This is a genomic window from Cereibacter changlensis JA139 (genome assembly GCF_003034985.1).
GTDB classification, from domain to species: domain Bacteria; phylum Pseudomonadota; class Alphaproteobacteria; order Rhodobacterales; family Rhodobacteraceae; genus Cereibacter; species Cereibacter changlensis.
Genome location: NZ_PZKG01000020.1, coordinates 22815 through 43174 on the forward strand (window position 1 = coordinate 22815; position 20360 = coordinate 43174).

The 20360-nt window shown below is 67.7% G+C and carries 16 protein-coding genes; 6 read left to right on the top strand and 10 right to left on the bottom strand.

The window, feature by feature from the left end; all coding sequences use genetic code 11:
• Positions 1–41 precede the first annotated feature (41 nt).
• Positions 42–650, bottom strand: a complete 609-nt coding sequence (locus C5F48_RS06680) for a nicotinate-nucleotide adenylyltransferase (RefSeq protein WP_258186486.1) — start codon at positions 648–650, stop codon at positions 42–44.
• 103 nt (positions 651–753) lie between these two features.
• Between C5F48_RS06680 and ettA the strand changes: the two genes are divergently transcribed.
• From ettA to C5F48_RS06695, 3 genes are all read left to right on the top strand, one after another.
• Positions 754–2409 (top strand): energy-dependent translational throttle protein EttA, encoded by a 1656-nt coding sequence (gene ettA, locus C5F48_RS06685; protein ID WP_107663135.1) that lies wholly within the window; start codon positions 754–756, stop codon positions 2407–2409.
• Between the two features lie 195 nt (positions 2410–2604).
• Positions 2605–2964: a hypothetical protein gene (locus C5F48_RS06690; RefSeq protein ID WP_107663136.1), complete on the top strand. Its 360-nt coding sequence runs from the start codon at positions 2605–2607 to the stop codon at positions 2962–2964.
• Positions 2965–3154: 190 nt separating this feature from the next.
• Positions 3155–3313, top strand: coding sequence for a DUF3309 family protein (locus C5F48_RS06695; RefSeq protein ID WP_107663137.1), 159 nt, complete (start codon positions 3155–3157; stop codon positions 3311–3313).
• Positions 3314–3343: 30 nt separating this feature from the next.
• Here C5F48_RS06695 and C5F48_RS06700 read toward each other — a convergent pair whose 3' ends face one another.
• The gene (locus C5F48_RS06700; protein ID WP_107663138.1) at positions 3344–3859 is read right to left on the bottom strand and encodes a PhnA domain-containing protein; all 516 of its coding nucleotides are present in this window, start codon (positions 3857–3859) and stop codon (positions 3344–3346) included.
• A gap of 428 nt (positions 3860–4287) precedes the next feature.
• Here C5F48_RS06700 and C5F48_RS06705 point away from each other — a divergent pair, with 428 nt between their 5' ends.
• Both C5F48_RS06705 and C5F48_RS06710 read left to right on the top strand, forming a co-directional pair.
• Positions 4288–4494, top strand: a complete 207-nt coding sequence (locus tag C5F48_RS06705) for a cold-shock protein (protein ID WP_107663139.1) — start codon at positions 4288–4290, stop codon at positions 4492–4494.
• A 122-nt stretch (positions 4495–4616) separates the two neighbouring features.
• Positions 4617–5534 carry an alpha/beta hydrolase gene (locus C5F48_RS06710; protein ID WP_107663140.1) on the top strand — a complete coding sequence of 306 codons (918 nt, stop codon included), beginning with the start codon at positions 4617–4619 and terminating at the stop codon, positions 5532–5534.
• A gap of 72 nt (positions 5535–5606) precedes the next feature.
• Here the strand turns inward: C5F48_RS06710 and C5F48_RS06715 are convergent, their stop codons facing one another.
• The 5 genes from C5F48_RS06715 to C5F48_RS06735 all read right to left on the bottom strand — a co-directional run bounded on the left by C5F48_RS06715 (position 5607) and on the right by C5F48_RS06735 (position 12703).
• The gene (locus C5F48_RS06715) at positions 5607–7241 is read right to left on the bottom strand and encodes an ABC transporter ATP-binding protein (protein ID WP_107663141.1); all 1635 of its coding nucleotides are present in this window, start codon (positions 7239–7241) and stop codon (positions 5607–5609) included.
• A complete protein-coding gene (locus C5F48_RS06720) occupies positions 7234–8052 on the bottom strand; it encodes an ABC transporter permease (RefSeq protein WP_107663142.1) in 819 nt (272 codons plus the stop codon). The genes C5F48_RS06715 and C5F48_RS06720 overlap by 8 nt, the downstream gene beginning before the upstream one ends.
• On the bottom strand, positions 8049–9005 hold the full coding sequence (locus C5F48_RS06725) for an ABC transporter permease (protein WP_107663143.1): 957 nt from the start codon (positions 9003–9005) through the stop codon (positions 8049–8051). The genes C5F48_RS06720 and C5F48_RS06725 overlap by 4 nt, the downstream gene beginning before the upstream one ends.
• 9 nt (positions 9006–9014) lie before the next feature.
• Positions 9015–10601 (bottom strand): ABC transporter substrate-binding protein, encoded by a 1587-nt coding sequence (locus C5F48_RS06730; RefSeq protein ID WP_107663144.1) that lies wholly within the window; start codon positions 10599–10601, stop codon positions 9015–9017.
• 104 nt (positions 10602–10705) lie between these two features.
• Positions 10706–12703 carry a CocE/NonD family hydrolase gene (locus C5F48_RS06735; RefSeq protein WP_107663145.1) on the bottom strand — a complete coding sequence of 666 codons (1998 nt, stop codon included), beginning with the start codon at positions 12701–12703 and terminating at the stop codon, positions 10706–10708.
• 122 nt (positions 12704–12825) lie between these two features.
• On the opposite strand from C5F48_RS06735, the gene betC reads away from it, so the two are divergent.
• Positions 12826–14331: a choline-sulfatase gene (betC, locus tag C5F48_RS06740; RefSeq protein ID WP_107663146.1), complete on the top strand. Its 1506-nt coding sequence runs from the start codon at positions 12826–12828 to the stop codon at positions 14329–14331.
• 154 nt (positions 14332–14485) lie between these two features.
• Here the strand turns inward: betC and C5F48_RS06745 are convergent, their stop codons facing one another.
• The 3 genes from C5F48_RS06745 to C5F48_RS06755 all read right to left on the bottom strand — a co-directional run bounded on the left by C5F48_RS06745 (position 14486) and on the right by C5F48_RS06755 (position 20240).
• Complete coding sequence (locus C5F48_RS06745; protein ID WP_107663154.1) at positions 14486–16102, bottom strand: GMC family oxidoreductase; 1617 nt, start codon at positions 16100–16102, stop codon at positions 14486–14488.
• Between the two features lie 94 nt (positions 16103–16196).
• The gene (locus C5F48_RS06750; RefSeq protein WP_107663147.1) at positions 16197–18215 is read right to left on the bottom strand and encodes a M3 family metallopeptidase; all 2019 of its coding nucleotides are present in this window, start codon (positions 18213–18215) and stop codon (positions 16197–16199) included.
• Positions 18216–18338: 123 nt separating this feature from the next.
• Entirely contained in the window at positions 18339–20240 is a 1902-nt protein-coding gene (locus C5F48_RS06755; protein ID WP_107663148.1) for an acyl-CoA synthetase, read from the bottom strand.
• Between the last annotated feature and the right edge of the window lie 120 nt (positions 20241–20360).

Below are 20360 nucleotides of genomic sequence, written 5' to 3' on the forward strand. Positions count from 1 at the left end.
TCCTTGGCCGCATCCTCTCCTCGGGGAGCGACGCCGCCGGTTCAGCCCCCCGGGCGTCGCCAGTCGCCGCGCGCCCGGATCTCGGTCGAGGACAGGTCCACCATCGGCACATCGACGAAGCACCAGGCCGGCGCCGCCTGTCGCCCCAGCGTCTCGGCCAGCGCCCCCGGCACCCGCGCGCCGGCAAAGCTCTGCGCCGCCCGGCTGGTGCGCCCGCGCACCCCCGCCCCGGGCCGCGCCAGCACGCCGACCGGCACATGGGTCATGATCCACTGCCAGCGGTCCCAGCGGTGGAACTGCGCCAGGTTGTCCGCCCCCATCAGCCAGACGAAGCGCACCCCGGGATAGCGGGCCTGCAGCCCCTGCAGCGTATCCGCCGTCAGCCGGGTGCCCATCCGGGCCTCGAGATCCGAGATCACCACCCGCGGATGCCGCATCACCGCCCGTGCCTGGGCCATGCGCTCGGCCAGCGGGGCCGGGCCGCGCGGCTTCAGCGGATTGCCGGGCGACACCAGCCACCACACCCGGTCCAGCCCGAAGCGCTTCAGCGCCTCGCGGGTGATATGCGCATGCCCCGCATGGGCCGGATCGAAGGACCCGCCCAACAGGCCGATCACCATCCCCGCTCGTGCCACCGGCCAGCCCTGCAACCCGCTCTCCCCCAGATCCGGCTGCGACAAACCACCCCCACGTTGCCCTTGTCCAGCGATATCGCTACAAGACGCGCCAAACCGCCCTCAGGGAGTCTCTCATATGGCCTCGTATCAATACGTCTATCACATGGAAGACGTCTCCAAGACCTACCCCGGAGGCAAGAAATGCTTCGAGGGCGTGCATCTGAACTTCCTGCCGGGGGTGAAGATCGGCGTCGTCGGCGTCAACGGTTCCGGTAAGTCCACCCTGCTGAAGATCATGGCCGGCATGGACAAGGACTTCAAAGGCGAGGCCTGGGCCGCCAAGGGCGTCCGCGTCGGCTACCTGGCGCAGGAGCCCTATCTCGACCCCGCGCTCGACGTGCGCGGCAACGTGATGGAGGGCGTCGCGGCCAAGCGCGCCATCCTCGACCGCTACAACGAGCTGGCGATGAACTACTCCGACGAGACCGCCGACGAGATGGCGACCTTGCAGGACACGATCGACGCGCAGAACCTTTGGGATCTCGACAGCCAGGTCGACGTGGCGATGGAAGCGCTGCGCTGCCCGCCGGATGACGCCGATGTCGAAAGCCTCTCGGGCGGCGAGCGCCGCCGCGTCGCGCTCTGCAAGCTGCTGCTCGAAGCGCCCGACATGCTGCTGCTCGACGAACCGACCAACCACCTCGACGCCGAGTCGATCGCCTGGCTGCAGCAGCACCTGATCGCCTATACCGGCACCATCCTGATCGTCACCCACGACCGCTACTTCCTCGACGACATCACCGGCTGGATTCTGGAACTCGAGCGCGGCCGCTCGATCCCCTACGAGGGCAACTATTCCTCCTGGCTGGAACAGAAGGCCAAGCGCCTGCTGCAGGAAGCCCGCGAGGACAAGGCCAAGCAGAAGGTGCTGCAGCGCGAACTCGAATGGATCCGCTCCGGCGCCAAGGCGCGTCAGGCCAAGCAGAAGGCCCGGATCAACAAGTACAACGAACTGGCCGGCCAGTCGGAACGCGAGCGCATCTCCACCGCGCAGATCATCATCCCGAACGGCGAGCGTCTGGGCGGCAAGGTGATCGAGGTCACGGGCCTCAAGAAGCACATGGGCGACAAGCTCCTGATCGAGGATCTCAGCTTCACCATCCCGCCGGGCGGCATCGTCGGCGTGATCGGCCCGAACGGCGCCGGCAAGTCGACGCTGTTCCGCATGATCACCGGGCAGGAAAAGCCGGACGAGGGCACGATCGTGCTCGGCGACACGGTGAAGCTCTCCTATGTCGACCAGTCGCGCGACGCGCTCGACCCGAACAAGACCGTCTGGGAGGAAATCTCCGAGGGGCTGGAGGTGATCCATCTGGGCGACGCCGAGATGAACTCCCGCGCCTATTGCGGCGCCTTCAACTTCAAGGGCCCGGACCAGCAGAAGAAGGTGGGCCTGCTGTCGGGCGGTGAGCGCAACCGCGTCCACATGGCCAAGCTCCTGCGCTCGGGCGGCAACGTGCTGTTGCTCGACGAACCGACCAACGACCTCGACGTGGAAACGCTGCAGGCGCTCGAATCGGCGCTGGACGACTTCGCGGGCTCGGCGATCATCATCAGCCACGACCGCTTCTTCCTCGACCGTCTCTGCACCCATATCCTCGCCTTCGAGGGCGATGCGCATGTGGAATGGTTCGAGGGCAACTTCGAAGCCTATGAGGAAGACAAGGTGCGCCGCCTCGGCCCCGATTCGATCGAGCCGACCCGGGTGAAATACAAGAAATTCACCCGCTGAGGCCCCGCGCCCTCAGCGTCGCGCCATAGGATGCCGCCTCCCGGGGCGGCATCCTGCATTCCGGCGGTCCGGATCCGGCGGGAAGTTTACCGGCCGTGCATTGTATTTCCCGCCCCGGCTCCGATCTATGGACCAGCACCCCCGGCCGATCCGCGGTCGGTTCCGGCCCCTCCCGGCTCGAAGGAAGGCTCCCGCATGACCGCCGCTCCCCGGCTGATCCTCGCCCTGATCCTCTGCACCCTGCCGCTCGCGGCCGGCGCCGAATGCCTGCCGACCAAGGGCAAGCCGCTTCGCACCACCGAGGACATCACGCTGGACTACCTGATGTGCGAGCACGAGAAACAGCTGAAGGCGCTGGGGGCCAACCGCCCCGAGCTGCCGCCGCCGGCCGACGAGCTCCTCAACGACCGCGGCGCGCTCGACGAGGTGGAGGTCGAGACCAACCCCTTCGTCACCCGCACCCTGCGCACCCAGCGCAGCCTGGACAGCATGTCCGACATGAACGCCCGCACCGGCGACCGCTTCAAGGCCCTGACGCCCCGCCGCCTGCCGTAGGCTGGGGTTTCCCCCCACCTCCCGCGCCTCGTAGGGTGGGGTTCCGCCCCACCATTCCACATGTCGTAGGGTGGGGTTTCCCCCCAACCTTCTCCCCCATCCCGCCGGAAACGACCCCACGGAACCCGCTTGCTCGCGAAAGCGTTACCCCGCCACAAGCCGGATCAACCGGCCGCTGGAAGGGACCGCCATGACCATTTCGACCATTCTCCTCATCATCCTGATCCTGATCCTGATCGGCGTGCTGCCGACCTGGGGACATTCGCGCAGCTGGGGCTACGGTCCCTCGGGCGGTCTCGGCCTCGTGGTGGTGATCCTGCTGATCCTGATCCTGATGGGTCGCATCTGATCCGGAAGGCGCGCCGGCCGGTCCGGCGCGCTACTTCCGCTTCACGAATTCGGTGAGGATGACGATCTTCTGCCCCTCGACCCGGCCCTCGATCTGCGCCGCGTTGTCGGCGACCAGCGAGATCCCCCGCACCGCCGTGCCGCGCTTGGCGGTGAAGCCCGCGCCCTTCACCGGCAGATCCTTGATAAGCACCACCGTGTCGCCCGCCGCCAAGAGCGCCCCGTTCGAATCGCGGTGCTCCAGCGCCGCCGGGGCCGCGATCACCGCCTCGGCCTCGGGCGACAGGATCATCTGATCGCGCAGCTGCGCCGCCCAGGCTTCGTCGATCCCGCCCAGCTTGCGCCAGACCGCCACCTGCACCTCCGGCTCGCCCGACCAGGCCGCCGTCTCGAGACAGCGCCAATGCGCCGCCGGCGGCTCGCCCTGGCAGATCTCGCAGAGCAGAATCTCCCCCGCCCCCGGCACGTCGCAGGGCAGCAGATCCTCCGTCCCGCCGCAAAACTCGCACATGCCGCCGGCGCGGCTCATCAAGGTTCCCCAGGTCATCGTCACTCTCCATCCATTCGCGCAGAGCCTATTCCCTCCGCGCGGGCGTGCCAATGCGACGCAGGGAACCAGGCCAAAGAACTGTCGCGGAAATCCGCAATCCTGTCGGAAGGATAGCGGCACGACGGCCATCCCCGCGCAGTTGAAAGGAATTCCCTTTCCAGTCATTCTCATTCTATATCTGCCGCATGTTTTCTGACCACGGGCGGCGCCGAATTGGCTCCCCCGGCAAGGCATGGAATTGCCGACTGCGGCGCGCGCCCGATGAAATTATCTTGCTTTTGCGGCGGGCCAGAGCCATAAAAAGCTGGCGACGTTATCTCTATCGACCACTGTCTCCCTTTCCAAGGCAACAGTCTATCGATCTTGCCCTGACTGAGCCGAGCCGCCGCAGTTCCGCGGGCGGAATGTTTAGAGGAGACATCACGATGGCCAAGGGCACCGTGAAATGGTTCAACGCCACCAAAGGTTTCGGCTTCATCGCTCCTGAAGGCGGGAAGAAGGACGTGTTCGTGCACATCACCGCTCTCGAGCGCGCCGGCATCCGCTCGCTGGCCGACGGTCAAGCCGTGACCTTCGACATCGAAGCTGGCCGTGACGGCCGCGAATCGGCGACCAACCTGTCGATCGCCTGATTTGTCGGGCCCCGGCCCGGAATGACATTGCAGCGGGGCGGATCCGGCGATCCGCCCCGTTTGCCATTCGCGCCCTATGATCGCGGGCAGCTTCCCGGCCCCCGCCAGCCCGAAAGCCCGACATGCCGGACTATGCCAGCCTCTGCGACGCGGAAACCTGGGCCTTCATCCGCAGGACCGAGAGCTTCTATCCCCCCGACACCGCCTCCCGCAGCATCGCCGACCAGCGCGCGGTCTATGACGCGATGTGCGCCGCCTTCCACCGGGCTCGGCCAGCCGGGGTGACCACCCTGGACCGGAGCTTCGGCGGGGCGCCCTGCCGGGTCTACAGCCGCGGCGAGGCGGCTCTGACCGTGCTCTACCTGCATGGCGGCGGGTTCGTGGTGGGGGGGCTGGAGAGCCATGACGATGTCTGCGCCGAGATCTGCGCGGCGACGGGGCTGCGGGTGGTGAGCGTGGATTACCGGCTGGCGCCGGAGCATGTCCATCCGGCGGCGTTCGAGGATGCGCTGGCGGCGGCCAGGGCGGTTGCGGCGGAGGTCGGGGCGCTGATCCTCGCCGGGGACAGCGCGGGGGGCAGTCTGGCGGCTTCGGTCGCGCATGCGGCGCGGGGGGAGCTGGATCTGCGGGGGGTGGTGCTGGTCTATCCGGAGCTGGGGGGCGATCCGGATCGGGGGAGCTACCTGACCCATGCCGAGGCGCCGATGCTGAGCCGGGAGGATGTGCTGTTCTATGCCCGGACCCGGCACGGGGGGGAGCCTCCGGTGGCGGATCCGACGGCGGAGGTGCTGAAGGATAGCGATTTCTCGGGGCTGCCGCCGACCTTCATCGTGACGGCGGAATGCGATCCCCTGTCGGATGACGGGCGGGAGTATCGGGACCGGATCGTGGCGGCGGGCGGGGTGGCCCGCTGGATCCAAGAGCCGGGGCTGGTGCATGGCTATCTTCGGGCCCGGCATGATGTGGGGCGGGCGCGGGAGAGTTTCGCGCGGATCGTTGCGGCGATCTCCGACATGGCGAAAGGGGATTTTCACGCGTGAAAATCCCCTCAAGGCCTTGATCTCATGCAACTTCCCGAAGCGTGTTAGGGGTTTCTTAACCCCTGCCCCGCCTCAGTTGCCCGCCGCTTCCATGCTGCGGGTCTCGATCACCTTCTCGAGCCAGCCGAGCTTCATCTCGGGCACCGAGGACAGCAGCAGGTCGGTGTAATCGTCGAAGGGCGGCGAGAGCACGTCGGTCTTGGTGCCGTAGCGCACCACTTCGCCGCGATACATCACCGCGATCCGGTCGGCGATGGCGCGCACCGTCGCAAGATCGTGGGTGATGAACAGATAGGCCACATGCTCCTGCGCCTGAAGCTCCAGCAGCAGCTTCAGGATGCCGTCGGCCACCAGCGGGTCGAGGGCCGAGGTCACCTCGTCGCAGATGATGAGCTTGGGCTTGGCCGCCAACGCCCGGGCGATGCAGACGCGCTGTTTCTGCCCGCCCGAAAGCTCTGCCGGGTAGCGGTCGATATAGCCCGAGCCCATCTCGATCTGGTCGAGCAGTTCCTGCACCCGCTTGCGCCGGGCCTCGCCTTTGAGGCCAAAGTAGAACTCCAGCGGGCGACCGATGATCGTGCCGACGGTCTGGCGCGGGTTCATCGCGGTATCGGCCATCTGGTAGATCATCTGCAGCTCGCGCAGATCGTCCTTGCTGCGCGCCCGCAGTTCCGGCGAGAGCACCCGCCCGGCGAAGTTGATCTCGCCGCGCGAGGCGGGCAAGAGCCCGGTGATGACCCGCGCGAGGGTGGATTTGCCCGAGCCGCTTTCGCCCACCACCGCCAGCGTCTGCCCGGCGGGCAGATCGACGTTGATGTTCTTCAGCACGTCGAAATTGGTGCCGCGATAGCGCGCCGTCACGTTGCGCACCGAGAGCACCAGCTCGGCCTCGGCCTTTTCCTTGTGGTCGATCGAGCGGACCGAGACCAGCGCGCGGGTGTAATCCTCGCGCGGCGTCTCGATGATCTGCTGCGTCGTGCCGTATTCGACCTTCTTGCCCGCCCGCAGCACCATGATCGCATCCGCAACCTGCGCCACCACGGCGAGGTCATGGGTGATGTAGAGCGCGGCCACCCCGGTATCGGCGATGGCCTCCTTGATCGCGGCCAGAACCTCGATCTGGGTGGTCACGTCGAGCGCGGTGGTCGGTTCGTCGAAGATCACGAGGTCGGGCTTGGGGCAGAGCGCCATCGCCGTCATCACCCGTTGCAGCTGGCCGCCGGAGACCTGATGCGGGTAGCGCCGCCCGATGCTTTCGGGATTGGGCAGGCCGAGCTTGCGGAACAGCGAGATCGCCCGCTTCTCCGCCGCCTCTTTCGACAGGATGCCGTGGCGCAGCGAGGTCTCGATCACCTGATCCATCAGCCGCAGCGCCGGGTTGAAGGCGGCAGCGGCGGATTGAGCGACATAGGTGACCTCGCGCCCGCGCAGCTTGCGCAGATCGGACGAGCCGGCCAGCCGGATGTCGCGCCCGTTGAGCCGGATGGCGCCGCCGGTCAGCCGCACCCCGCCACGGCCGTAAGCCATAGAGGAGAGGCCGATGGTGGACTTGCCGGCGCCGGATTCACCGATCAGTCCGAGCACCTTGCCCTTTTCCAGCGCGAAGGACACATCCTCGACCAGCACCACATCGCGCGGCGGCTCGCCGGGCGGATAGGCGGTGGCCTCGATGCGCAGGCCTTCGATCGTCAGCAGGGGTTCAGCCACCGCGCCCTCCTTTCAGGCTCGTGGTGCGGTTCAGCACCCAGTCGGCAACGAGATTGACCGAGATCGCCAGCGTTGCGATGGCAACGGCGGGGATCAGCGCGGCGGGGATGCCGTAGACGATGCCGTCCTTGTTCTCCTTCACGATGCCGCCCCAGTCGGCCAGCGGCGGTTGCACGCCGAGACCGAGGAAGGAGAGCGTCGAGATGAACAGCACCATGAAGATGAAGCGCAGCCCCATCTCGGCCACCAGCGGCGAGAGCGCGTTGGGCAGGATCTCGCGGGCGATGATCCAGCCCTGCCGTTCGCCGCGCAGGCGGGCGGCCTCGACATAATCCATCACCGCGATATCGACGGCGACGGCCCGGCTGAGCCGGAAGACGCGAGTCGCATCGAGGATGCCCATGACGAGGATCAGCACCGGCAGGGTGACGGGCATGACCGAGAGCACCACCAGCGCCGAGATCAGCGAGGGGATCGACATCATCAGGTCCACCAGCCGCGACAGCAGCTGATCGACCCAGCCGCCGCGCACGGCGGCAAGGAAACCCAGCACCGAGCCCAGAGTGAAGCTGAGCAGCGTCGCCGCGGTGGCGACGAGGATGGTGGTGCGCCCGCCGTAGATCATCCGGCTCAGGAGGTCGCGGCCGATGCCGTCGGTGCCCAGCCAATGCTCGGCCGAGGACGGCTCCCAGACGCCGCCGACGACCTCGGCCATGCCGTAGGGGGCGAGCAGGTCGGCGAGGATGGCCGCGAGGAAATAGGCGGTGGTGAAGACCAGCCCGATGAGGGCGGAGATCGGGATACCCCTCATTTCGGATGCCTCAATCTCGGGTTGGTGAGGATGGAGATGACATCGGCAAGGATGTTCATGCTGATGTAGACGGCGGCGAAGACGAGGCCGCAGGCCTGCACCACCGGCACGTCACGCTTGGCCACATGGTCCACCAGATATTGCCCCATGCCGGGATAGACGAAGACCACCTCGACCACGACGACGCCGACCACGAGATAGGCCATGTTCAGCATCACCACGTTGACCACCGGCGCGATGGCGTTGGGCAGGGCGTGGCGGGCGATGACGGTGAAGGGACGCAGGCCCTTCAGCTCGGCCGTCTCGATATAGGCCGATTGCATGACGTTGAGGATCGCGGCGCGGGTCATGCGCATCATGTGACCGAGGACGGTCAGCACGAGGACGAGGACCGGCAGGCTGATGGCCTGAAGCTTCGCGCCGAGCGACATGCTGTCGTTGATCATCGCCAGCGAGGGGGCGATGGGGAAGGTGACCGACAGGAGGAAGATGGCGATGTAGCCCAGGAGGAACTCGGGCACCGAGACGGTGGCGAGGGTGATGGTGGAGATCACCTTGTCGGGCCAGCGGTCGCGGTAGCGCACGGCGATGAGGCCCAGAAGGATCGCCAGCGGCACCGAGACCACGGCGGCCCAGAAGGCGAGGAACAGCGTGTTCCAGAGCCGGCCGCCCATGCTGGTGGCGATGTCCTGCCCGTTGGTCAGCGCGGTGCCGAGATCGCCCTGCAGCACGCCGCCGAGCCAGTTGAAATACCGCACATAGGCGGGATCGTTCAGCCCCAGCTGCGCGCGAAGGTTCTCGAGCGCCTGCGGGGTTGCCCCTTGGCCTAGGATGTTCTGCGCCACATCGCCGGGGAGGATGGTCGTGCCGACGAAGATCAGCACCGAAGCGGCAAAGAGCAGCACGAGGCCCAGCGCGATGCGCTGGACCAGAAGTTTCAGGATGGGATTCATCCGCGGACCTTACGCGAGCCAGGTCTTGTGCGGCGCGAGGCCGTTCATGACCTCCTGCACGCCATTGGCTTCCCAGCCCTGCACCTTGTTGCTCACCGCTTCGATGAAGTCGTTGAACATCGGGCAGATCAGGCCGCCCTCCTCGTGCAGGATCGCCGCCATCTGGGCGTAGGTCGCCTTGCGCTTGGCCTCGTCGAGCTCGCCGCGGGCCTGCAGCAGCAGGGTGTCGAACTCGTCGTTGAAGAAGCGCGTGTCGTTCCAGTCGGCGGAGGACTGGTAGGCGGTGGAGTACATCTGGTCCTGCACCGGACGGCCGCCCCAGTAGGAGGCCGAGAAGGGCTGCTTGTTCCAGACCTCGGACCAGTAGCCGTCGCCGGGCTCGCGCTCGATCTGCAGCGGGATGCCCGCCTTCTGCGCCGACTGCTGGAACAGCGCCGCGGCGTCGATGGCGCCGGGGAAGGCCACGTCGGAGACGCGCAGGATGATCGGGCTGCCGTCATGGCCGGAGGCCTTGTAATGCTCGGCGGCCTTCTCGACCGAGAATTCGCGCTGCGGCAGGCTGTCGTCGAACAGCGGATAGGCGGCGTTGATCGGGATGTCGTTGCCGATGGTGCCGTAGCCCATCAGGATCTTGTCGAGCATCTCCTGACGGTCGATGGCGTATTTCAGCGCCAGCCGCAGATCCTTGTTGTCGAAGGGCGCGGTGTTGCAATGCATGATGAAGACGTAGTGGCCGCGGCCGGCGACGTTCTTCACCTCGAGCCCCGGTGCGCGGGCGAGGAGCCCCGCGACCTTCGGCTCGACCCGGTTGGCGATATGCACCTGACCCGACTGCACCGCCGCCATCCGCGCCGTGGCGTCGTTGATGACAATGAACTCGACCCGGTCGTAATGGCCGCGGCTGCTGTCCCAGTAGTTCGCATGTTTCTCGAAGACATGGCGGACGCCGGGCTCGTCGGTGACGATCTTGTAGGCCCCTGCCCCGATGCCGTCGGCCGGAGTCTCGATCCCGCCGCCGGGCTGGATCATCAGGTGGTAGTCGCCCATGAGGTAAGGCAGGTCGGCGTTCGGCGTGCCGAGCGTGACCGAGACGTAGTCGCCGTCGACCTTCATCGACTCGATGCCCTGCATGATGCCCAAGGCACCCGACTGGGCCTTCTCGTCGCTGTGGCGCTGCAGGGTCTTGAGCACATCATCCGGGGTCAGCGTGGCGCCGTTGTGGAATTCGACGCCCTTGCGGATCTTGAACATCCAGGTCTTGGCGTCGGGCGTGCTTTCCACGCTTTCGGCCAGCCGCATCTCCAGCGCGCCGTCGGCGGCGGTATCCACAAGGCTCTCGCCGGTGGTGCGCAGCACGTGGAACGGCACCTGGCTTGCCGCCAGCGCCGGGTCGAGGCTGTTGGTGCTCTCGCCGCCGCCGAGGCCCATGATCAGGGTTCCGCCCTTCACCGGCTCCTGCGCGCGCAGGCTGGTGGCAAGCAGGGTGTTGGCCATCGCCGCAGTGACGCCCATCGCGGCCGCGCGCCCCATGAAGGCGCGGCGGCTGACCCTGCCCTGCACGGTGCGGGCAAGCAGGTGGTTGAGTTCGTCGTTCATTCGCAGTCTCCCTGTGACAATTCGTCTTTTTTGTTGATTGCTGAATCAATAACCCGCGAATCTTTTTTCGGGCAACGATTTCCTGCAACCGGCTCGAACAATGTTCAGATGAAGTCGCGTGGCACGGTCTCGTCGAAACTTCGCGCAAGAATCAGGCTGTCGCCCTCGTAGGCAGTGAGTTCGGCCTGCATCCTGAGCCCGTCGGCGTCGCCGGTCATCAGCGTGGTGCAGCGCGTCATCACCGACCAGTCGCCGCGCGACAGGCGCTGCTCCCAGAAGATCTCGGCCCGGGCCGAGAGCGGATCGTCGGGATGGATCGACCAGACCTCGCGCAGGGTCTCGCCGCTGACGAGGCCATGGGTCAGGTTCTCGCGCTCGCCGCCGTCATCCTCGACGATCAGCGACCAGCGCCCCGAGATCAGGTCGCGCTCCACCCGCCGGGCGGCGGAGCCCTCGCGCAGCACGCGGTGCTTCCAGGGTGCGGCGCCCTCGGCGGGCGGCGGCTGCCATTCCGGGCCGCTTTCCTCGTGAACCGGCAACTCCAGCATGCCGTCCTGCAGGATCAGCGTCACCGGCTCGGGGCTGGGCCAGAGGAAGGGCCAGTAGCTGTTGGACAGTGCCAGCCGCAGCCGGTGGCCCGGCGCCAGACGGTAGGCCATCTGGTCGAGCACCAGCTCCACCGCGATCTCCTCGCCCACCGGCACGGGGGCCGGAGTCTCGCGGCTGTCGCGGTGGCAGAGGTTCAGCATGCCATGGGCGATCCGCACCGAGGAGCCGTCGGGCGCCACGTCGCAGAGCCGTGCCACGATGAAGCCGCGCGGCTTGTCGCTGACGAGCCGCAGCTTCAGCACCGCCGCACCCAGCAGTTCCACCGGAGTTTCCGCCTGCCTCGTGTCGAAGCAGAGCGACATGGCGTCGTCATGGCGCTGGTCGCCCGGCATCTCGGCGTTGAGGCCCATCGGGAAGAACTCGCCCGCGTCGAGCCCCAGATGCTGCGGCGTGGAGATCGGCAGTTCCAGAAGCCCGCCGTCGCCGTCGAGCATGCCGTCGAAGGAGAGCGCCATCTGCCGCGTGTAGGTGCGGTCGGAGGGCCAGGTGCTTTCCGCCAGCCAATGCCCCTCGCGATGCGGGGCCGAGGCGTCGGGCGGGGCGGAATGCAGCATGTAGGCGCGCATCGCCGGATCGGACTCGGCGCCGTTCTCGATGCCCTTCAGCCAGCGGTCCCACCAGCGGATCGCCAGTTGCAGGAAGCCCACCGTCGGCCCCGGCACCGCCTGATGCGGATATTGGTGCACCCAAGGGCCGACGATGCCCTGCACCGGGGCGGGCACATTGGCCACCAGATGACCCACGGTGTTCATGTAATTGTCGGCCCAGCCGCCGAAGGACAGCACCGGCATCTGCATCCGCGCGTAATCCTCGCGCACCGAGCCGTGTTTCCAATAGGCGTCGTAGCTCTGGTGCGAGGCCCAGCGCGGCGCGAGGAAGGGCTCGGCCTCCAGCCGCTCCAGCCACTGCTCGCGCCAGTCGTCGCGCAGCGCCGGATCGGCGGGGCGCGAGGAATAGGACAGCATCACCGCGCCCCAGCCGATGTTCTCGCCCAGCAGGCAGCCGCCCTTGAAGTGGATGTCGCTCTCGAAACGGTCGGTGGTGGAATAGACCGAGATTACCGCCTTCAGCGCCGGGGGCTGCAGGAAGGCGGTCTGCAGGCAGTTGAAGCCGCCCCAGCTCTTGCCCATCATGCCGACGCTGCCGCTGCACCAGGGCTGGGCGGCGAGCCAGGCGATCACCTCGCAGGCGTCGGCGAGCTCCTGTTCGGAATATTCGTCCGACATCAGCCCGTCGCTGTCGCCATTGCCGCGCATGTCGACCCGGACGCAGGCATAGCCGTGCCCGGCGACGTAAGGATGCATGATCTCGTCGCGCGCCAGCGTTCCGTCGCGCTTGCGATAGGGGATGTATTCCAGCACCGCCGGCACCGGATGGGCCGCCGCATCGGCGGGCATCCAGACCCGCGCCGAGAGCCGGCAGCCGTCGGCCAGCACGATCCCCACATCGGGATTCTCGACCACCGGGTGGGGCAGTTCGGTTACGATTTTCATCTGGCTCTCCTGTCGGTCTGGCGCGGAATTCCGTAAAGGGTCGCGGGCAGGACAGACGGGGCACAGGGCTCCAAGACAGTCATTGCGCGCAGCTTTGCCACAGAACGACCGGAAAGGCCACCATGACACGCCCCAATATTCTCATTTTGATGGTTGATCAGCTGAACGGGACGCTGTTTCCCGACGGCCCGGCGGACTGGCTGCATGCGCCCAACCTGAAGAAACTGGCCGAACGCTCGGCGCGTTTTGCCAATGCCTACACGGCGAGTCCGCTCTGCGCCCCGGCCCGCGCGTCCTTCATGTCGGGGCAGCTGCCCTCGCGCACCCGGGTCTATGACAACGCCGCCGAATTCGCCTCTGACATCCCGACCTACGCGCATCACCTGCGCCGCGCGGGCTATCAGACCACGCTGTCGGGCAAGATGCATTTCGTCGGCCCCGACCAGCTGCACGGATTCGAGCAGCGGCTGACGACCGACATCTACCCCGCCGATTTCGGCTGGACCCCGGATTATCGCAAGCCCGGCGAGCGGATCGACTGGTGGTATCACAACCTCGGCTCGGTGACCGGCGCGGGCGTGGCCGAGATCACCAACCAGCTGGAATATGACGACGACGTGGCGCATCAGGCCTGCCAGAAGCTCTACGATCTGTCGCGCGGGCTCGACGACCGGCCCTGGTGCCTGACGGTCAGCTTCACCCATCCGCACGATCCCTTCGTCGCCCGCCGCAAATACTGGGACCTCTACGAGGATCACCCGATGCTGGCCGCGCCCACCCCGATCCCCTACGAGGATCAGGACCCGCATGCGCAGCGGCTGATGGATGCCTGCGATTTCCGCGCGCTGGAGATCACCGAGGATCATATCCGCCGCGCCCGTCAGGGCTATTTCGCCAATATCTCCTATGTCGACGACAAGATCGGCGAGGTGCTCGACGTGCTGGAGCGCAGCCGGCAGGAGGCGATCGTGATCTTCGTCTCGGATCATGGCGAGATGCTGGGCGAGCGCGGGCTGTGGTTCAAGATGAACTTCTTCGAGGGCTCGGCCCGGGTGCCGCTGATGATCTGCGCGCCCGAGGCGCCCGCCGGCCGGATCGACACGCCGGTCTGCAGCATCGACGTGACGCCGACCCTCTGCGCGCTGGCCGGCGTCGACATGGCCGAGGTGATGCCCTGGACCGACGGCATGAGCCTCGTGCCGCTGGCGCAAGGAACCGCCCGCAGCGAGCCGGTGCTGATGGAATACGCCGCCGAGGGCTCGATCACTCCCCTGGTGGCGATCCGCGAGGGCGAGTGGAAATACATCCGCTGCGCCGCCGATCCCGAGCAGCTCTTCAACCTCGCCAGCGACCCGCAGGAACGGCGGAACCTCGCCGCCGATCCGGCCCATGCCGAGACCCTCGCCCGGCTGCGCGCCGCCTCCGAGGCGCGCTGGGATCTGGCCCGTTTCGACGCAGAGGTGCGCGAGAGCCAGGCCCGGCGCTGGGTGGTCTACGAGGCGCTGCGCCAGGGCGGCTACTACCCCTGGGATTACCAGCCGCTGCAGAAGGCCTCGGAGCGCTACATGCGCAACCACATGGACCTCAACATCCTCGAGGACAGCAAGCGCTTCCCCCGCGGCGAGTGACCCCTGAGGCCGCAGCGCCCCCGCTGCGGCTTCTTCTTTGCCCAAATTAATCAACGAAGCCCCCCGCGCCCCGTCGCCACACCGCGACCGGGGGCGGCGCGCCATGGCAATGCCGCCCGAGGGGGCTCGATGCCCCCGAGGGCGGCTCCCCCGGCTAGCGGGCATCCGCCAGCACCCGCTCGGCGCCCTTCCAGCCCATCAGCATCGAGGGCGCGTTGGTGTTGCCGGCGATGATGTTGGGGAAGGCCGAGGCGTCGATCACCCGAAGCCCCGCCACCCCATGCACCCGCAGCGAGGCATCCACCACCGCGCTGCCCTCGTCGGGCCCCATGCGGCAGGTGCAGGACGGGTGATAGACCGTGCCCGACCGGGCGCGGAAATCGGCGATCAGCGCCTCGTCCCCCACCACCTCCGGCCCGGGGCGCAGTTCCTCGGCCATGACCGAGGCCAGCGCCGGTTGCGCCGCCAGATGCCGCAAGAATTTCACCGCCGCCAGCATCTCCTCGACATCGTGGTTGGTCGAGAAGGCATTGGCGGTGATCACCGGGGCCGCCAGCGGATCGGGGGTGCGCAGCCGGATATGGCCGCGGCTGGTGGGTCGGCAGTTCGACAGGCCGAGCGAGAAGCCCGGGAAGGGGTCGGGCGACAGCACCGGGCGCTCGCCCTCGCGCGGCATCAGGGTCGAGAAGGCCTGACAGTAGAGCTGCATGTTGGGCCGGTCGAGATCGGGCGAGGTGCGGAAGAAGCCGCCGCCGTGGTTGATCGACTTGGCCAGCGGCCCGTCGCGCAGCGCGAGCCAGCGCAGCCCCACCGCGAGCTTGCCATACCAGGGCCGCAGCAGGTCGTTGTAGGTCGGCCGCGTCATCCGCCAAGTGTAGTTGATGCCCTGATGATCGGCGAGATGATCGCCCACATTCGGGTTGTCGCGCAGCACCTCGATGCCCAGCCCCTGCAGCAGCGCCCCCGGGCCGATGCCGGAGAGCTGCAGGAGCTGCGGCGAGTTCACCGCGCCACCGGCGAGGATCACCTCGGCCTTGCAGCGCAGGGTCTTCAGCTCGCCGCCGTGGCGATATTCCACCCCCACGGCGCGGCCTGCCTCCATCAGCACCCGCGTCGCCTGCGCGCCGGTGACGACGTGCAGGTTCGCGCGCTTCATCGCCGGGCGCAGGAAGGCCCGCGCCGCCGAATTGCGCCGCCCGCCCTTCACCGTCAGCTGGTAGGGCCCTGCCCCCTCCTGCCGCGCGCCGTTGAAGTCGGGGTTGAAGGCCAGCCCCGCCTCGGCGCAGGCGTCGATGTAGCATGTGACCAGCGGGTGCAGCCCGTCGCGGTTGGCCGAGACGAAGAGCGGCCCGCCCTTGCCGCGGAAGGCGTCGCCGCCGGCCTCGTTGTCCTCCATCGCCCGGTAGGCGGAAAGAACCTCGTCCCAGCCCCAGCCCGGATTGCCCGCGGCCTGCCAATCCTCGTAATCCTGCCGGTGGCCGCGGATCCAGACCATGGCGTTGATCGAGGACGACCCGCCGAGCAGCTTGCCCCGCGGCCAGAAATCCGCCTGACCGGCCAGACCGGGATCGGGCTCGGTGCGGTACATCCAGTTCACCGAGGGGTCGTAGAACAGCTTGCCATAGCCCAGCGGCATCTGCACGAAAAGGCGCCGGTCGCTGCCGCCCGCCTCCAGCACCACGACGCGGTGCCTGCCGCCGGCGCTCAGCCGCTCGGCCAGGACCGAGCCTGCCGAGCCTGCGCCGACGATGATGTAATCCGGTGTTTCGATCACGCGGCTTCTCCTGCGGTCTGCGGTCAACCTAGCCGCCGGCAAGGCGGCGGCGCGGCGGAACGCGACAGTTCATGTCGGAACCCGACCGCCCTCAAGCGGCGTCGAGCAGCCCCCGACCTTTCAACAGCGGCTCCACCCCCGGCATCCGGCCGCGGAAATCGGTGTAGAGCGCCTCGGCCTCGCGCGAGCCGCCCGCCGAGAGGATGAACCGCTCCAGCTTTTCGGCCATCGCCGGATCGAAGGCATCGCCGGTCTCCTCGAAGGCGGCGAAGGCGTCGGCATCCATCACCTCGGACCACATGTAGCTGTAATAGCCCGAGGAATAGCCGTCGCCCGAGAAGATATGCGCGAAATGCGGCGTGGCATGGCGCATGCGGATCGCCTTGGGCATGCCCAGATCCGCCAGCACCTCGGCCTGTTTCGCCATCGGATCGGCGGGGGCCGCGCCCTCGTGGAAGGCCAGATCGACCAGCGCCGACGACACGAACTCCACCGTGGCGAAGCCCTGGTCATAGGTCGAGGCGGCGAGCAGCCGCTGCACCATGTCGGCGGGCATAGGCTGGCCGGTCTTCCAGTGTTTCGCGTGTTTCTCCAGCACCTCGGGCACCGAGAGCCAGTGTTCGTAGAGCTGGCTCGGCAGTTCGACGAAATCGCGCGCCACCGAGGTGCCGGAGATGAAGCCATGCGTCACGTCCGACAGCATCTGGTGCAGGGCGTGGCCGAATTCGTGGAACAGCGTGCGGGCATCGTCCCAGGACAGGAGCGCCGGATCGCCCTTGGCGAAGTTGCAGACATTGACCACGATCGGCCGCACCTCGCCGCCGAGCTTGCGCTGACTGCGCATCGCCGAACACCAGGCGCCGGAGCGTTTCGAGCCGCGAGCGAAGTAGTCGCCCAAGAACACCGCGACATGCTTGCCGTTCCGCGTCACCTCCCAGGCCCGGACGTCGGGGTGGTAAAGCGGCACGTCGAGCGGGCGGAACTCCAGCCCGAACAGGCGGTTGGCGCAATCGAAGGCGGCGCCGATCATCGCTTCGAGCGAGAGATAGGGTTTCAGCGCCGCCTCGTCGAGATCGTGCTCCTCCAGCCGCCGGGCCTGCGAATAATAGCGCCAGTCCCAGGCCTCCAGATCGCCGTTCACGCCTTCGGCATGCATCCGGCCCTCCAGCACCGCGGCATCGGCCTCGGCCTTGGCCCGCGCCGGGGTCCAGACCCGCATCAGCAGGTCGCGCACCGCCTGCGGGGTCTTGGCCATCTCCGGCTCGAGCTTGTAGGCGGCGAAGCTCGGGTAGCCCAGGAGCTTTGCCCGCTCCTCGCGCAGGCTGAGGATCTCGGCGGCGATGGCGCGGTTGTCGCTGGCATTGCCATTGGCGCCGCGCGCCACCCAGGCCTCATAGGCGCGCTGGCGCAGGGGGCGGTTCGGCGAGGATTGCAGGAAGGGCACGATCAGCGAGCGGTTCAGCGTCAGCACATGGCCCTCGAGCCCACGCTCCTCGGCGGCGGCGCGGGCGGAGGCGATGACGAAATCGGGCAGGCCTTCGAGATCGTCGGCGGAGAGCGGCAGGAACCAGTCGCGCTCGTCGGCGAGAAGGTTCTGGCCGAACTCGGTGCCGAGCACCGCCAGACGCGCCTTCACCGCCGTCAGCCGTTCGGCCGCCGCGCCGTCGAGCTGCGCGCCGGAGCGGACGAACATGCGCCGATAAAGCGTCAGCACCCGCAGCTGCTCGTCGTCCAGCCCCAGCGTCTCGCGCTCCTGCCAGAGCGTCTCGATGCGCTGGAACAGCGCGCGGTTGTTGATGATCTCGGAGGAGAAGGCCGACATCTTCGGCGCGAGTTCCCGCTGCAGCGCCTCGCGCGCTGGCGTGCTGTCGGCGCCGGCCAGATTGTAGAACACGCCGCCGACGCGGTCGAGGCTCTCCTCGGCCAGCTCCATCGCGGCGATGGTGTTGGCGAAGCTCGGCGCTTCGGGGTTGCCGGCGATGGCGGCGATATTGGCCCGCGCCTCGGCCAGGGCCGCATCGAAGGCGGGCATGAAATCCTCGTCGCGGATCGCGGCGAAGGGCGGCAGGGCGAAGGGCGTGTCCCAGGGGGCGAGCAGCGGATTGGTCATGCGGGCGGTCTCCTTCGGGGGCGCGGCAGGATGCGCGCGGTTGCGCCAAGGCTAGGACCGCCGCCCGCCAAGGTCCAGCCCGGCTCACCCCGCGTCACGCAGATGCGAGCGGGGCGCCCCGGTTCAGGGCTGCTCCGGCTTCCGCCACTCCCAGGGCCGGGTGAATTCGCCCAGCACCGCCGTCACCGCGGCCTCCTCCGCCGCGCCGCGCGAGAGAACCGCGACCAGACCGCGCTTCTTGTCCTCGATCACCTCGGTCACGCGGGTATCGAGCCCGGCCTTCTCCAGCGCCGCGTCATAGACCCGGGCGATGGCCAGACGGCGCAGGTCGGGCTTGAACACCTTGCCGACGGCGGTCTTGGGCAGCTCGTCCAGCACCTCGACGTGTTTCGGCACCGCGGCGCGTTCGTGAATATGGCTGCGGGCGAAGTCCATCAGCTCGGCCGGGGTGGCTGTCGCGCCCTTGACCAGCTCGACATAGGCGCAGGGCAGTTCGCCCGCGAAGGCGTCGGGCTGGCCGATGGCGCCGACAAAGCTGACCGCCTCGTGCCGCATCAGCGCCGACTCGATCTCGGCGGGGTCGATGTTGTGGCCGCCGCGGATGATCAGATCCTTTGCCCGCCCGGTGATGAAGAGATAGCCGTCGGCGTCGAGCCGCCCCAGATCGCCGGTGCGCAGGTAGCGGCCTTCGGCAAAGAGCCCGCGGTTCTTGTCGAGCTCGGTGTAGGTCGAGCCCTCGAAGACGCCGGGATTGGCGACGCAGATCTCGCCGACCTCGTCCACCGCGCATTCCTTCACCACCTCGCCCGCGCCGTTGGAATGCAGGATGCGGATATGGGTATGCGGGAAGGGCAGCCCGACCGAGCCGATCTTCTTGTCGCCTTCGGGCGGGTTGACCGAGACGAGGCAGGTGCATTCGGTCAGGCCGTAGCCCTCGACGATCTGCACCCCGGTGGCCTTCTCGAAGCGGTTGAAGAGCTCCACCGGCAGCGGGGCTGAGCCGGAGAAGGCGCCGCGCAAGGATGACACATCGGCGTCGATCGGGCGCTGCATCAGGGCGGCGAGCGCGGTGGGCACCGTCACCAGATAGGTGCATTTCCAGCGCTCGATCAGCTTCCAGAGATTGTCGAAGACGCCCTCGCCGCGATAGCCCGCCGGGGTCGGGAAGACGACATGCGCGCCCGAGGCGATCATCGACATCAGGATCGGATAGGTGGCGAAGACGTGGAACATCGGCAGCGGGCAGATCACCGTGTCGCTCTCGCGGAACAGGAGGCGCTGGCCGCACCAGCCGTTGTAGACCATGCCCGAGACCTTGTGCTGCGCCACCTTCGGCATGCCGGTGGTGCCGCCGGTGTGGAAATAGGCCGCGACCCGGTCGGCCGAGGGATCGTCGAAGCACAGCCGGTCGGAGGGGAAACGCTTCGCCTCGGTGAAGCTTTTCACGTCGGCCAGATGCGAGACCGGGTTCTTCGGGCGGATCAGCGGCACGATCCAGGATTTCGGCGGGGTGAGGTAGCGGTTGAGATCGACCTCGATCACCGTGCGCACGGAGGGCGCATGGGCCACCGCCTCGGCCACCTTCTGCGCCACGTCGGTCTTGGGGAAGGCCTTCAGCGTGACCACGACCTTGGCCCCGGTCTCGCGCAGGATGGCGCTGATCTGGCCGGCCTCCAAGAGCGGGTTGATCGGGTTGACGATGCCCGCCACCGCCCCGGCCAGCAGCGTCACCGCCGTCTCGATGCTGTTGGGCAGCACGAAGGCGACGACGTCCTTCTCGCCGATGCCGAGGCTGCGGAACAGGTTCGCCGCCTGCGTCACCTGGCCGTGCAGCTCGGCCCAGCTGAGCGTCACGGCCTTGTCCTTCGGGCCCGAGAGCAGCTGGAAGGAGATCGCCGGGCGGGCGCCGTGGCGGTCCTTCGCGGCGGTGAGGAAGCGGTAGATGCTTGTCGGGGCGCCGAGATCGGCCCAGGCCCCTTCCGCTTCAATGGCTTTCAGATCCGCAAGTGACGCGAAGCTTCCCATGACATCCTCCTCCCCAGGGCCCCCGCTGTGCCGGAGGTTCGTCATCTTGTTGGAAAACATGGGCGGTATTGCCGCAGCCCGCAAGCCGGCAGTGTCACGGAAACGTAACGTCAGCCCGGC

Bases quoted from the DNA above. Each gene is read 5' to 3' on its own strand.
- ettA (WP_107663135.1), top strand. From the start codon at position 754: ATGGCCTCGTATCAATACGTCTATCACATGGAAGACGTCTCCAAGACC.
- C5F48_RS06690 (WP_107663136.1), top strand. From the start codon at position 2,605: ATGACCGCCGCTCCCCGGCTGATCCTCGCCCTGATCCTCTGCACCCTG.
- C5F48_RS06695 (WP_107663137.1), top strand. From the start codon at position 3,155: ATGACCATTTCGACCATTCTCCTCATCATCCTGATCCTGATCCTGATC.
- C5F48_RS06700 (WP_107663138.1), bottom strand. From the start codon at position 3,859: ATGACCTGGGGAACCTTGATGAGCCGCGCCGGCGGCATGTGCGAGTTT.
- C5F48_RS06705 (WP_107663139.1), top strand. From the start codon at position 4,288: ATGGCCAAGGGCACCGTGAAATGGTTCAACGCCACCAAAGGTTTCGGC.
- C5F48_RS06710 (WP_107663140.1), top strand. From the start codon at position 4,617: ATGCCGGACTATGCCAGCCTCTGCGACGCGGAAACCTGGGCCTTCATC.
- C5F48_RS06720 (WP_107663142.1), bottom strand. From the start codon at position 8,052: ATGAGGGGTATCCCGATCTCCGCCCTCATCGGGCTGGTCTTCACCACC.
- C5F48_RS06725 (WP_107663143.1), bottom strand. From the start codon at position 9,005: ATGAATCCCATCCTGAAACTTCTGGTCCAGCGCATCGCGCTGGGCCTC.
- C5F48_RS06730 (WP_107663144.1), bottom strand. From the start codon at position 10,601: ATGAACGACGAACTCAACCACCTGCTTGCCCGCACCGTGCAGGGCAGG.
- C5F48_RS06735 (WP_107663145.1), bottom strand. From the start codon at position 12,703: ATGAAAATCGTAACCGAACTGCCCCACCCGGTGGTCGAGAATCCCGAT.
- betC (WP_107663146.1), top strand. From the start codon at position 12,826: ATGACACGCCCCAATATTCTCATTTTGATGGTTGATCAGCTGAACGGG.
- C5F48_RS06750 (WP_107663147.1), bottom strand. From the start codon at position 18,215: ATGACCAATCCGCTGCTCGCCCCCTGGGACACGCCCTTCGCCCTGCCG.
- C5F48_RS06755 (WP_107663148.1), bottom strand. From the start codon at position 20,240: ATGGGAAGCTTCGCGTCACTTGCGGATCTGAAAGCCATTGAAGCGGAA.